This window comes from Thermoleptolyngbya sp. C42_A2020_037 (assembly GCF_015272455.1).
Classification (GTDB): domain Bacteria; phylum Cyanobacteriota; class Cyanobacteriia; order Elainellales; family Elainellaceae; genus Thermoleptolyngbya.
Map to the genome: position 1 here is coordinate 99,803 of NZ_JACYLP010000032.1, position 12,285 is coordinate 112,087.

A 12,285-nucleotide genomic window follows, 5' to 3' on the forward strand; every position below is an offset into this window, starting at 1 on the left:
CAAAGTCACACGATCACCCGAAGTTACAAAGACTCTCACAACGACCCAAAGACGCTCTCGACTACGCGCAGCCCTCGATATACTGCACCTCAGGCAGCTTGCCTGCGCGATACTCCACTACGCGCCCCCGATCCGTTTCAAAAATCACCCGAAAGCTCTTATCCGCTTCATCCTTCGGCACAAAGGTCAAATACTTGCCATTGTCAAAGTACTCATGGGGATTAGAGACGATTTGACCCGGATAAAGTTGCTGAATTTGCGCCTCGGTGCTGCCAATTCCCGCGCCGCTGAGGGTTTTGATAGGACTGTTTCTGCCCACGTCCACTCGTGCAATCCGCCCATCGGTCACCATAAAGCCCAGATCGGCGATTCCCTGAGCATTCAGAAAATAGCAGGCATCTCCCTCGCTGTAGGCATTTTCGGCCCGCACCAGCGGAACGCCTGCCGCCTGCTTGGCTTCGTTGACCGTCATGCCCACGCGCACCGGGCCAATGCCCTTGAGCTGCACGCGAGAATCGGCGCTGAGGGTGGCTTGGGCCTGGGCGGGAGCAACGGAAACGCAGACCAGACAGCAGACGAGCATCACAACGAACAAAAGTTTTTTCAGCATAGAGTCACCAGTTTTTTCAGCATAGAGTCACCGCAGGAATGAATAGTGGGGCGAGCAGATTTTAGACTTTAGATTTTGGATTGGCGATTTGGGATACTGAGACAGCGGCGAAGCTATCGCTTTCCGGCACGGGTCAGGCGGGTAGAGAGCGGGTTGGGGTCGGCGGCGGGGGGAAACAGGTCGGGTTGTTCTTCAATTGGCTCAATCTCTGGCTCTGTGGGGCTGAAGGAACGCACAGGCACGTCTGCACCGTTGATCACCGCACCTAGAAACTGGATCGTTTCTGACTCGATGAACTGATCGACCGCTTCGGTCAGCAGACCGTCTTCCGTCATGCCGGGCCGGGTCACCAGCAGCAGCCCGTCAGTATGCGGCTCTAGCAGCAGCGCGTCGGTGTGGCGGCTGAGGGGAGGCGTGTCAATCACCACCAGGTCAAATCGACCGCAGGCATCTTCGAGCAGGCGCTTGACCTCGCCCGACTCTAGAATAGCGGCTGCCTGTCGCTGGGGGCCGGGGCTTGGCAAAATGTAAAGGTTTTCAATCTGAGGCACCAAGCTAAATTCACCCCGGTCGAAGTGTTGCAGCGGCTCTAGCTGGCTGTCGGGGTTGGGCGCAACGCGCAGAGTGGTGGCTTGGGAGGGCGATCGCAGATCGGCTTCTATCAGCAGCGTCCGTTTGCCAGCGCGGGCAGAGGCGATCGCCAGGTTGTAAGCCGTCACCGTTTTGCCCTCGCCGCCCAGCAGACTGGTCACCACGACAGATTTCAGACCGCCCGTTCCCGCTGCCCGCCGCAGATTGCCCCGCAGCCGCTCATACGGCTCCAGGTAGGGCGAATCTGCCTTCAGCACCAGCGGCATGTCCTCCATATCGGCAACTCCAGACAAATCAGGTAGTAAACCCAAAATTGGCACTTCCTGCTGGCGCAGCGCCAGTTGCAGGTCAGGCAGCGTGTGGAAGGTGGCATCTAGCGAATCTAGCAGCAGCACCAGCCCGCCGCCCACCAGCAGCCCCACCAGCCCGCCCACCAGTAAGATCGCCAGACTGTTGCGCCCTTCGGCGTTGGCGATCTCCGTCTGAGGCGGCTGCACGACTACTAGACTGCCAACGGTTTCCTCCGCCGCCAGCCGCACGTCCGCCAGCTTTGCCTGGATCTGGTCGTAGAAGTTTCGCTTCAGCACGACCTGCTGCTCTAGCCGCGATTGCTCCAACTGACGGTTGGGCACGGCGGTATATTCCTGGCGGAGTTCCTGCTCGGCGGCGCGGAGGGCTTCAAGCTGCTGCTGGAGGGATTCTCGTTCGGTTTGCAGGTTGACCAGCGTATTGGCCAACTGCTGGCGGGCGGGGTCGAGGCTGCTGCCCTGGCGGATCGTGGACAGGCTGGCTAGGGGTGCAGCAAGCTGGTTGCCACCGATCACTTCAGTCACCCGCTGCTGCAACAGCGCCTCGAAGGACTGCTGCTGGTGCTTCAAGTCCAGCATGGTGGGATGTTCGGGGCGCAGGTTGCGCGAGAGCAACTGGGTTTGTAGCTCGTTTTGGTAAATCTTGGCCCGCAGGTCGGCAATGATGGGGTCGGCGCTGAGGGCGGCAGAGGTATAGGCCTGGTCGGCGGAAAGTCCCAGGCGCGATTCTAGGCTGCGGATCTGGGCGGCGATCGCCTCTAAATTCAGCCGGATCTGGCGCTGCTGCTGCTGGCTAGCGGTAATTGCGCCTACCAGTTGCCCGTCCTGCGCGGCTTGAATTGCGGGCCCTTCGACGCGCACATATTCTTCCAGGTCGCGCTCCGCTAGCCGTAGCTCCTGCGTCACCACAGGCAGCAGCCGATTCAGGTTGTCGATGATTTGCTGGATTTGCTGGCGGTTAAACAGGCGACTCTGCTCCACCATTGCCTGCATCAGCGCCACCACCGTCGCCTGGGCCACGCGATCGTTTGGATCGCGATAGATCACCAGCACCCGCAGCCCCACTTCCTCCGCATTCCGATTGCGATTTTCTCCTTCGGGGCGGGGGTTGACCACTACTGTGGCGTTGCGCCGAACTATAAAAGCATCAGTTCTCACCTGCTGGGTGGCAAGCTGCTGCACGGCGGTTTCCACCACAAAATCCGACAGCAGCGTTTCTTCCGTCATCACCTGGGCCTGCTGCTGGAGGGCAGTGTTGGTCTGGCTGACGGTAACAGGCGGCGCAGCATAGCCAAGCATCCCCCGCGAGGCATAGCTGGTGGGCGGCGCAGGCTGGAGTGCAGCCACGCCCGATAGCCCCATTACCAGCGCAAACCCCGTCAGCCCGGCCCACTTGTGGCGGTCTAGCGCTACGAGATATCGCTTGATCACAGGGGAAACCATTGAGGAATCAGGGGTTGGGGACGAGGGACGGGAGATGAAGGTTGCTGCTGGACTCCTGCGGCATCTGCGGCATCTGCGGAAATCAGACGTTCAAGGACGTTCAATTTGATATACCCACCGTAACGCATCAGACGGAAGTCTCAGGCTGGATTATGGCTCGAAGAGGCTTTCCGACGCTTCGGTGAGCCGATCGAAAAATAGCAGGAAGCCTAGCACATCGCGGAAAGGCTGCGTGAAGACATTGAGCGCGTAGGTGACACGGCTAATCAGGTTGCGCCCAATGATAATCACGTCGTTGTGCTGGAGGCGGGGGTTTTCTTCGGGGTCGCCGCGCAGGGCCCGGCGGGCGTTGAAGTCGAAGCGGATGGCGCGGCCCTGGTCGGGGTCGTAGCGAATCAGGGCGATGTCGCGCAGGTCGGCGGTGTCGGGGTTGGGGCCGATGGCGGCGATCGCATCTAGGAAATCACTCCCGTTGGGTAGGGTGATGTTGGCGATCGCCCGTCCGCCGCTGCGGCCGCCCAGGCTGTTGGAATAGTTCAGCACGCGGATGTTGATCTGCGGCTGGGAGAGGGTCGAGCGGGCGGTCAGGTCAGGGTCATAGCCGTCTCGGTTGGCAGCGGTGAGGGCAGGTACGATGATGGTGTCGCCATCGCTGAGGCGCACGGCGGGCAGCGCAGTCGAGTCGCGCAGGGGCGTATACAGGTCAAAGGTGCGCTCCAGGGCTGCTCCCGTTGGGGCAGTCCGGCGAATAGTGACGCGCCGAAGATCGGCTTGGCGCGTCGTGCCGCCTGATGCCAGCAGCGCGGTAGAGAGTTGCGGACTTTCCATTGGGTAGTAGCCTGGTCGAAATACCTCGCCCAACACCGTTACCCGGACGGGCCGCTGCGCCACCAAAATCACGTCTACCTGCGGATTCACCACAAAGCGGTTGAGTTCTTGTTGAATCTGTAATCGTGCGGAATTGAGGGTTTGACCTTCTAGCCGCAGCGACCCGACCAGCGGCACCAGCAGGTTTCCTTCTAGGTCGAGCGTGCCCTGAAAGCTGAGGTCGGGAAACCGCAGGACGTTTACAAAAATCGAGTCGCCAGGCCCCAGGCGATAGCGGTTGAAATCGGCAAGGGGCGCGGGGCGGGCGGGCGGGCGAGTGCGGGCGGCGGGCGGCGGGCTGGCAGGTGGCGGGCTGTTGGGCGGCGGCGGGTCTTTTTTGATATCAAGCCGATCGAGCGAGGGCGGCGGCACCGGGATGTCTACGGTTTGCGCGGTCGCAGAAGCGCCCCAGACAGAAGCGCCCCAGATGGTCAGCGAGATCAGGGGCAAACCAGCCCAGCCAGGCAAACGGGCGATCGCCCAGGGGAAACACGTTGCGGGAGCGGTCATAAACACGCAGGATAAACTCCACCCAAGCCAGCTCGAGACACAGGATCGATTCTGGCTCGGGTTGATTAGATTTTGATTAGATTTGACTCTATCTTCGTCGAAATGCACCCGCCATCAGTGCTGATTGTACGGCCTTTGCCAATAACTCGGCATCGGCGCGGGATTCCTCCAGGTTGCCCAGCGGCTCCATCGGCAGCAGTAGGGCGATCGCCACCCAGGGCATCCGCTGCTGCTGCGTCCACTGCATTCGCTGGTCGGCCCAAAACCAGCGCCCCGGATCGGCACTGCCGCCCGTCGGCCAGGCATACCATTGCACGACGGCGTAGGTCTGCTCGGCGTTCCAGTGGCGCGAAAATCGAGTATTAACCGGAATGGGCTGACCATCAGAAGCGTTGACAGAGAAGCGCAAATTTCGCCGCGAATCCACCCGCAGCCCAAATTCGCCGCTAAAGCTGACCCAATCGATTTCAGGTGCATCTTCTGACCGCATGGGCGATCGCAGCAGCAGAATCGCAGATGCAGGAGACTCGCTCGATGGTGTGGCTAAAGGGCTAGACGGTTCCCGCACTATCGTCTGCATTGACCAGCGCCGCACGCCGATGCGAATCTCCTCGTGGCTCTCGGTTTGCCATCCGGCAAGGCTCAGCCCGCTTTGCCGTAATGTCTGCACTTGCTCCAGATTCGCTATTTGGGGCGGCTGTGTCCAGGGCCACGGCTTGCCAAAGTAGCCGGGAAGGGCAGCGGCCAGGGCGATCGCCAGCAGCAGCAGCGCCACCCAGCCGCGCCACGAGCGGGATAGGGTGAGTTTGGCAGGGGGCGATTTCACGGCGATTTCTCCTAACGGCGCGGCAGCAGCGGTTCTGAGCGAGGCCCTTCAGCAAGAGGAGTCTGTTCTACTGGGGCAGGCTGCCAGCGATCGCCCAGCCACTCGACCCCGCGCCAAACCCACAGCAACCCGCCCAGCGTCAGCGCAGAGTAGAGATCGCCGCCCCAGCCTTCGTGCAGCCAGTCGAAGGCAAGTTTTTGCTCGGTGCCGTGCAGGTAGGCCAGCATCGTGTTTCGCAGGATGTTGGCGATCGCCGTCAATCCGACAATCCCTAGTAGGAACAAGGCTGTCTTGAAGCGCGATTGCCAGCCCTCAGTAGCGTAGAGGATGATCAGCCCTGCGTATAACCCGGTGAACAACAGCTTTAGCCCCGCGCAGTAGGGCGCAATTTCCACCACCTGATTGTTCACATACACATACACTTGATCCACGCGCACATCCATACCCATTTGGAGCAGCACAAACCCAGCGGCGATCGCAATCAACTGTTGCAAGGGCAGGATGTAGGGGGTCAGCAGATAGGGAAACGCCGTCGGCGTGGCCAGCGCCACCAGCAGCAGCGGAAACGCCATTAGCCGCAGCCCCGCCCCACCTCTAAGCCAGAGGCATAGCCCTGTCAGCACCAGCGGCAGCGACAGGTTTACCGCTTCGGCAGCAGGGTGAAGATAGAGCCGTAGCCCCAGCAGCAGCAGCCCCAGCCCCAGCCCATGCGCCCAGCCCATGCTCGGCTCCGGCAGCGTTTCCCAGTCGCCTCGCCGCTGCCACCCCAGCCATGCCGCCAGCGGCAGCCCCAGCAGCCCATAGCTATAGTATTCATGCTCAATGCTGATGGTCTTGTTCAGCCAGCCCTCTGCCCAGTGCAGCAGCAGCGGCCCGTAGAGCAGCCCCAGCAGCCCCAGCAGCAGCCAGCCTCGAAATCGAGAGGGCGATCGCCAGATGCCAGAGCCAGAATAGCGAGGATGCATGGTAGTGCCTGTGCGGGAGGTGATGCAGGGATGCGGGAAAGGACGAGGTTTAGAAGTTTACTCTAGCATTCACAACTTAAACCACTCAAACGCTCTAACGTCCCAGCGCCCTGACAATCCAACACCCCTGCACCCAATGCTTCACCCCACCATGCCTCAGCACGACACTGAAAACGGCGCACTCACCGCTGCTTCGATCGCCCCGACGACGCGCTGAATCTGAGTGTCTGTCATACCGGGGTAAATCGGCAGCGATAACACCTGATGGCTCAGCCGCTCGGCATTGGGAAAATCGCCCAGTTTATAGCCCAGATAGCGGAAGGCGGGCTGCAAATGACAGGGAACAGGGTAGTGAATGCCTGTGCTGATGCGGCGAGACTCTAGCGCAGCCTGTAAAGCAACTCGCTCCAGTGGGCAGGCATTGGTTACACACACCACGTAGAGATGATAGGCGTGGCCGCCGCCGCTGCTGTTGGTTATGGGATAGATTCCCGCAAACTGGAGGGGGGACAGCAGTTCGTCGTAGCGCTGGGCAATCCGCAGGCGATCGCGGTTCCAGTGGGGCAGATGGGGCAGCTTCACGCCCAGCACGGCGGCTTGCAGCGTGTCTAGGCGGCTGTTTACGCCAAACTCGGTGTGGTAGTGTTTGCAGGGTGCGCCATAGTTGCGGAGCGATCGCAGCCGTTCGGCAATCTGCGCTTCCCGCGTCACCACCATGCCGCCATCGCCGAGCGCCCCCAGGTTCTTGCTGGGATAAAAGCTAAAGGCAGCCGCCATGCCAACAGAACCCGCACGATAGCCTTCGCGCTCCGCCAGATGCGCTTGGGCTGCGTCTTCAAAAATCATCAGGTCGTAGGTGCCAGACAAATCGAGCAACTGACGAGGCGACACCATTTGCCCGTAGAGGTGAACCGGGATGATGGCCCGCGTGCGGGGCGTAATCGCCTTTTCGGCGGCCACCAGATCTATCAGCGCGGTATCAGGTTCGCAGTCCACCAACACCGGGGTTGCGCCCGATTGCAGCACGCCGATCAGCGTCGCCACAAAGGTATTTGCAGGCAGCAGCACCTCGTCGCCCTGCCCGATGCCGCAGGCCCGCAGCCCCAGGGTGATCGCATCCGTCCCAGAGCCAACCCCAACGCCATGCTCACTGCCACAGGCGCGGGCGAAGGCTATTTCAAAATCGAGCAGCGCCCCACCCAACACAAAGTCTCCCTGGAGCATTGCCGTCTGGATTACTGCTTCAAGCTGAGGCTGGAGCGATCGGTGCAGCAGCGCCAGGTCTGTTAGCGGGATGGGGGATGAGATGGCTTGTACCGGGGGAATTAGCACGGAAATAGTCATAGCAAAACGGGATTTTGGGGGTCAGACGCTAGAGGGTCAGGGAACTTTCGCTGTCATGCTGGGGCGAGCAGGGCTAGAAGGTTGCCTGATTAGGGTTTACGAGCTTCCGCATGATTCTGACTTTTGCACTTACTGCAATTGCATTGACGGCAATTGACAACTGCAATTGACATCGATCGGCTCGATTGGCATCGGTGAGCATCATCTGCCGCCTTTGGAACCGGGTGATTTGGAAATGGCTCCAACAGTCTCCTATGCTCCAACAGTCTCCAATACTGTTATGCGGGATGAATGCTAAAGATATCCGTAGGGGCAGCATAAAGAATTAATGAAAGCTGTGTTGGGATGTAATAGTGAGGGCGCGTGTATCCCCTTAACTGAAAGCAGTTCAGCCCCTTTCGGGTAAGAATTGCGACTTTGGTTCGCATTATTTCTACAGGAAACACCGGAGATGGAGCAGGTCAGGACGTGCCCCACATTTTTCTGCTGCGGTGTTGCCGTGCAGCAATAGCGTGCAGAGTTCGTGTACGGAGTTCGTATGCAGATCCACTCAAGCTTTGAGGCGGGTGAGCTTGAGAAAAATATCGGTGAGGCTGGCTTCGTCGCGGGTGATGCTCAGCAGGGGCAGGGGGTTGAGGATGTCCAGAACCGGATACAGCAGGGACGAATCGGGGACGGTGAGGGTGCAACCCTGCACTAAAACCCCCAGCGCGTCTAGCTTTTGCAGGCGATCGCCCGTGAGCGGACTCTCCAACTCGATGTGATAGGCAGAGCCAGAAAACTGGCGAATCAGGTCGGGGGTGGCTTCTTCTGCCACAATTTCACCCTGACGGATAATGGCAACGCGATCGGACAATTCTTCGGCAATGTCCAGCTGGTGCGTGGTCAGCAGGATGGCGCGGCCCTCAGCGGCGATTTCTCGCACCAGTGCCTTCACGGCCTGCGTCGCCTCAACATCCAGCCCTAAGGTCGGCTCGTCGAGCAGCAGCAGTTGCGGGTCGTGGATCAGCGAAACGGCGATCGCCAGCTTTTGCTGCATCCCCCGCGACAGAGCTTGCACCACGGTTTTGCGCTTTTCCGTCAGCCCAAACCGCTCCAACAGCGCCTTGCCTCGCTGATGCGCCACCCGTCGCGATAGCCCCCGCAGCACGCCAAAGTATTCCAAGTTTTCCTCACAGGTCAAGCGCCAGTAGAGGTTGCGGTTTCCTTCCAGCACTGCGCCGAGCGATCGCAGCGCCCGGCTGTCTCGGTGCGGATCGCGCCCAACGATTTGCACCTGGCCCGCATCGGGCAAAATTAGCCCTGCAATCATCTTGATAGTGGTGGTTTTGCCGGCCCCATTGGGGCCTAGAAACGCCAGCACCTCGCCCGCACTCAGCACCAGCGATACGTCTCGCACGGCGGGCACTTCTATCTTCTTGTCTCGATAGACTTTTCTCAGACGTTGGGCGCTCAAAACTGGCATACAGAAGCAAAGCCCCCTTGGCAGGCTACTGGCAGGCGACCACTAGCGGATGATGCGGATTAGAAAGTTCCTTGTGTAAACGAATCGGGCGGACTGGGCGAATCAGCTAACTGGGGCAGACCCTCAGGACACAAAAAACTACGGCATGAAAGGCATGAAAAAAGGCGGGAACCAACCTGTCCCCACCCCCTTCAAAGAACCTGAGAAAATCAAAACCTCGGTAAAGCAGCTTAGGCAAAGCGGCTTAGCGGAAGCCCACGGCGGCTTGCCACACAAACGCCAGCAAAAAGAAGAACACGGGAATAATCGGCAGCACATCTACCAGGGGGTCGAAAATTGCGTAGGCTTCGGGCAGTTTTGCGAGTAACAGAGCCGCTTCCATGAGTGAAATAACCTCTCCAACACAGATCTCATAGTTGGTGCATATCTTAACATGCGGTCAGGTTCCGAAACTATGCCCACTCCGATTTTGTCTAGAGATTTTGCTCCATCACGTTGATCCAGCTAATCCAGCTTAATCCAGAGATCCAGAGGTTTTGCCCAGTGATTGAATTCAAACCTTTGCCAACAGAGTGTCTATAGAGCGATGGATTGATGAACCCAGCGCTACTCTGAGCGCAACTTTGGTTTGATGGTCGGCATCAACCGCGACTCGATTGGCTACACTGGAGTACGTCAGTTGGTTTGCGCGTTGACTTGTTTACTTGTTCTGTTTACTCGTTCTAAGGATTGGCAGCTATGAAACGGTCTCATTTTGATTCCAGCCATTTAATGCGTCGGGCTGAGGATCTTATCAACGCGGCTTCCAATCGGTATCGCATCACGGTACAGGTGGCCAACCGCGCTCAGCGCCGCCGCTTCGAGGAGTTTGACAGCCTGGATGATCCCAAGATGAAGCCCGTGATTCGCGCCATTATTGAAATGTCGGACGAGCTAACTCAACCAGAAATTATCGGTGAATAGCGCAAGCTCAGTTGGAAGGAATGTGGAGGGGAGACCATGCGATCGCGCTCACGCCGACAAACCCGGATTCGGCTGCTCTCTCGGTTAATTGCCGCACTGCTGATTGCGGCAGGCATGTTGCTGGCGATGGGGCTGATTGCGCCGACCCAGACCCGCTATGCCAATTCGCCGCTGGGGGCACAACGGGCGATCGCCCAGCAGTATGGCGTTCCCATTCCCAGCCGCGTGGCGGAGGAGATCTATCGCCGCTTGCCGGATATGCCGCTGGCCAACGAGTATGTTTCGCAGCGCACTGGAGCCGTCGATCCTGAAGATACCTTTCTCAGCCGGATGATTCGATACCACATGCTGATCAAGGGGCGATCGCCCATCTCCCGGTTTGACTGGAAGCTGACCCTTGCGGATTACCTGGGCATCAACGAGCCGATGGTTCCCGGCTCCTACCCCGGTGCTATCAACCTCACCACCAATCCGCTGGAGGCAGACACCGCCATCGTCAACCAGTTCACCCGTGCCCAGCGCGATGCACTGGTGAACACCCTTGTTGCATTCTTCAACCCCAGCGTGCTAAATCCGCCGCCCCAGTTGACACCCTCTGGCGTGTCCGCCGAAACGCCCCAGCAGAACGCGCCCCCCGTTGGGCGTGGCTCCACTCAGCCCCTGCCGCTAGAGCCACGCCCCGGAGATGCTCAGCTTTTGATGCCCTAACCGTTCCACTCGGCCCAGTCCTGCGGCTTCAGAAACACCTCGTATAGCTCTGCTTCGGGTGTGCCCGGTTCTGGCTTGTAGTTATATTCCCAGCGCACCAGCGGCGGCAGCGACATGAGGATTGATTCGGTGCGGCCGTTGGTTTGTAGCCCAAAAATCGTGCCCCGGTCGTAGACTAGGTTGAACTCGACGTAGCGCCCACGCCGATAGAGCTGGAAGTTGCGTTCGCGATCGCCATACTCGTCATTTTGATGGCGCTCGGCGATGGGCACATAGGCAGGCAAAAAGGCGTTTCCACAGTCCTGTACGAAGGCGAACAGATCTTCCCAGGTGCGTCCCTGCACGGGGCCAACCTGCTTGCTGTAGTCGGCTGCGGGGGTGTCGCTGTGGGAACCGGGATAAGAAATGGGATAGAGGATGCCCTGCGTGTCTTGATAGTCGAAGAAAATGCCGCCCACACCGCGCGTTTCACCGCGATGCTTTAGATAGAAGTATTCGTCGCACCAGCGCTTAAAGGCAGGGTAGTAGTGCGGATGATGGCGATCGCACGCCGCTTTGATGGTTTTGTGGAAATGGGCGGCATCTTCGCGGGTGGGATAGTAGGGCGTGAGGTCAATGCCGCCGCCAAACCACCACACTGGGCCCGCCTCAAAGTAGCGGTAGTTGAGGTGAACCGTAGGAATGTAGGGGTTGCGGGGATGCAGCACCATCGACGTGCCCGTGGCATAGAAGCCGTGCCCCGCCGCCTCTGGGCGCTGCACCAAAATCGACGGTGGCAGATCCTTGCCCCACACTTCTGAGAAATTCACGCCGCCCTGCTCAAACACACGACCGCCCTTCAGCACGCGCGATCGCCCGCCGCCGCCCTCTTCGCGCACCCAGCTATCTTCCTGAAACTTGCCCTCGCCGTCCAGTGCCTCTAGTCCCTGACAGATGCTGTCTTGCAGCGCCTTCAGCGCCGTGCTAACGCGCTCCCGCGAATCCGCAGGGGGCATTACATTAACCGCAGCGTTTGTAGAGACGGAACTGGGAGACGGAGAAGTCGCTTCGGGAGAGGGAGACGTTGCCATGATGGAAAAAGAACAGTTGCTAAAAGTAAAGGAAATGATCGACGAAACACCCGCAGCACTGATGCTGCATACGGTTTTCACCGTTGCCGGATCTAGACTATCCCGGAACGGTGCCCAATGCTTATGCGGTCAACAAATGTAACGAAAAGTGCAAAAAAGCTTAATAGACACAGCTAAGGCTGCGTTCAGCGGGTAGAGGCGATCGCCCCACCCTCAGCAACTCTGATCCGCTCCACGACTGAGTGCGCTTGATCTGTTGAGCTATGACCAAGTGAGCTATGACCAAGCGCTCTCCGAGCAGCGCCGAAGGCTTATAAACCCAGGAACCCAGAACGGAGAGAGAGGGATTCGAACCCTCGGTACGGACTTTCGAACCGTACAACAGATTAGCAATCTGCCGCTTTCGACCACTCAGCCATCTCTCCAAGATGCCGAAGCTTCATTTTAACAGAAGTCCGTTACGCAGACAAACTCATTTGTCCTGCGGTTGTTGTGCATTTGCCCAACGGCTCTTAGGACGCAGCGCCAGTTTGATGATTGGCAATCGAGAAATCTGTCCGTGAAATTTCTGCGTATTTTCACTCGGTAGCGCAAGTTTTGCAAAAAGCAAGATTG

The 12,285-nt window shown here is 58.9% G+C and carries 11 protein-coding genes and 1 tRNA gene; 2 read left to right on the forward strand and 10 right to left on the reverse strand.

What is annotated here, in order from left to right; all coding sequences use genetic code 11:
- Positions 1-61 precede the first annotated feature (61 nt).
- From IGS16_RS10075 to IGS16_RS10110, 8 genes are all read right to left on the reverse strand, one after another.
- Positions 62-610 (reverse strand): hypothetical protein, encoded by a 549-nt coding sequence (locus IGS16_RS10075; RefSeq protein ID WP_297085237.1) that lies wholly within the window; start codon positions 608-610, stop codon positions 62-64.
- A 113-nt stretch (positions 611-723) separates the two neighbouring features.
- Positions 724-2,952, reverse strand: a complete 2,229-nt coding sequence (locus IGS16_RS10080; protein ID WP_297085238.1) for a polysaccharide biosynthesis tyrosine autokinase — start codon at positions 2,950-2,952, stop codon at positions 724-726.
- Positions 2,953-3,102: 150 nt separating this feature from the next.
- Complete coding sequence (locus tag IGS16_RS10085; RefSeq protein WP_297085239.1) at positions 3,103-4,329, reverse strand: polysaccharide biosynthesis/export family protein; 1,227 nt, start codon at positions 4,327-4,329, stop codon at positions 3,103-3,105.
- An 88-nt stretch (positions 4,330-4,417) separates the two neighbouring features.
- Positions 4,418-5,155, reverse strand: coding sequence for a cyanoexosortase B system-associated protein (locus tag IGS16_RS10090; protein WP_297085240.1), 738 nt, complete (start codon positions 5,153-5,155; stop codon positions 4,418-4,420).
- Positions 5,156-5,166: 11 nt separating this feature from the next.
- On the reverse strand, positions 5,167-6,120 hold the full coding sequence (gene crtB, locus IGS16_RS10095) for a cyanoexosortase B (protein WP_297085241.1): 954 nt from the start codon (positions 6,118-6,120) through the stop codon (positions 5,167-5,169).
- 156 nt (positions 6,121-6,276) lie between these two features.
- The gene (locus IGS16_RS10100) at positions 6,277-7,464 is read right to left on the reverse strand and encodes a DegT/DnrJ/EryC1/StrS aminotransferase family protein (RefSeq protein ID WP_297085242.1); all 1,188 of its coding nucleotides are present in this window, start codon (positions 7,462-7,464) and stop codon (positions 6,277-6,279) included.
- A gap of 550 nt (positions 7,465-8,014) precedes the next feature.
- Positions 8,015-8,929: an ABC transporter ATP-binding protein gene (locus tag IGS16_RS10105; protein ID WP_297085243.1), complete on the reverse strand. Its 915-nt coding sequence runs from the start codon at positions 8,927-8,929 to the stop codon at positions 8,015-8,017.
- Positions 8,930-9,173: 244 nt separating this feature from the next.
- The gene (locus IGS16_RS10110) at positions 9,174-9,311 is read right to left on the reverse strand and encodes a photosystem II reaction center protein K (protein WP_068509389.1); all 138 of its coding nucleotides are present in this window, start codon (positions 9,309-9,311) and stop codon (positions 9,174-9,176) included.
- Between the two features lie 356 nt (positions 9,312-9,667).
- Here IGS16_RS10110 and IGS16_RS10115 point away from each other — a divergent pair, with 356 nt between their 5' ends.
- Both IGS16_RS10115 and IGS16_RS10120 read left to right on the forward strand, forming a co-directional pair.
- The gene (locus IGS16_RS10115) at positions 9,668-9,892 is read left to right on the forward strand and encodes a DNA-directed RNA polymerase subunit omega (RefSeq protein WP_068509385.1); all 225 of its coding nucleotides are present in this window, start codon (positions 9,668-9,670) and stop codon (positions 9,890-9,892) included.
- 36 nt (positions 9,893-9,928) lie between these two features.
- A complete protein-coding gene (locus tag IGS16_RS10120; protein WP_297085244.1) occupies positions 9,929-10,600 on the forward strand; it encodes a hypothetical protein in 672 nt (223 codons plus the stop codon).
- Here IGS16_RS10120 and hemF read toward each other — a convergent pair.
- Together hemF and IGS16_RS10130 are read right to left on the reverse strand one after the other, a co-directional pair.
- The gene (gene hemF / locus IGS16_RS10125) at positions 10,597-11,595 is read right to left on the reverse strand and encodes an oxygen-dependent coproporphyrinogen oxidase (protein WP_297085350.1); all 999 of its coding nucleotides are present in this window, start codon (positions 11,593-11,595) and stop codon (positions 10,597-10,599) included. The genes IGS16_RS10120 and hemF overlap by 4 nt on opposite strands.
- Before the next feature lie 408 nt (positions 11,596-12,003).
- Positions 12,004-12,095, reverse strand: a tRNA-Ser gene (locus IGS16_RS10130).
- Positions 12,096-12,285: the final 190 nt, after the last annotated feature.

Coding starts and splice junctions, on each gene's coding strand:
- IGS16_RS10075 (WP_297085237.1), bottom strand. CDS start 610: ATGCTGAAAAAACTTTTGTTCGTTGTGATGCTCGTCTGCTGTCTGGTC.
- IGS16_RS10100 (WP_297085242.1), bottom strand. CDS start 7,464: ATGACTATTTCCGTGCTAATTCCCCCGGTACAAGCCATCTCATCCCCC.
- IGS16_RS10120 (WP_297085244.1), top strand. CDS start 9,929: ATGCGATCGCGCTCACGCCGACAAACCCGGATTCGGCTGCTCTCTCGG.
- IGS16_RS10085 (WP_297085239.1), bottom strand. CDS start 4,329: ATGACCGCTCCCGCAACGTGTTTCCCCTGGGCGATCGCCCGTTTGCCT.
- IGS16_RS10080 (WP_297085238.1), bottom strand. CDS start 2,952: ATGGTTTCCCCTGTGATCAAGCGATATCTCGTAGCGCTAGACCGCCAC.
- IGS16_RS10110 (WP_068509389.1), bottom strand. CDS start 9,311: ATGGAAGCGGCTCTGTTACTCGCAAAACTGCCCGAAGCCTACGCAATT.
- IGS16_RS10105 (WP_297085243.1), bottom strand. CDS start 8,929: ATGCCAGTTTTGAGCGCCCAACGTCTGAGAAAAGTCTATCGAGACAAG.
- IGS16_RS10115 (WP_068509385.1), top strand. CDS start 9,668: ATGAAACGGTCTCATTTTGATTCCAGCCATTTAATGCGTCGGGCTGAG.
- hemF (WP_297085350.1), bottom strand. CDS start 11,595: ATGCCCCCTGCGGATTCGCGGGAGCGCGTTAGCACGGCGCTGAAGGCG.
- crtB (WP_297085241.1), bottom strand. CDS start 6,120: ATGCATCCTCGCTATTCTGGCTCTGGCATCTGGCGATCGCCCTCTCGA.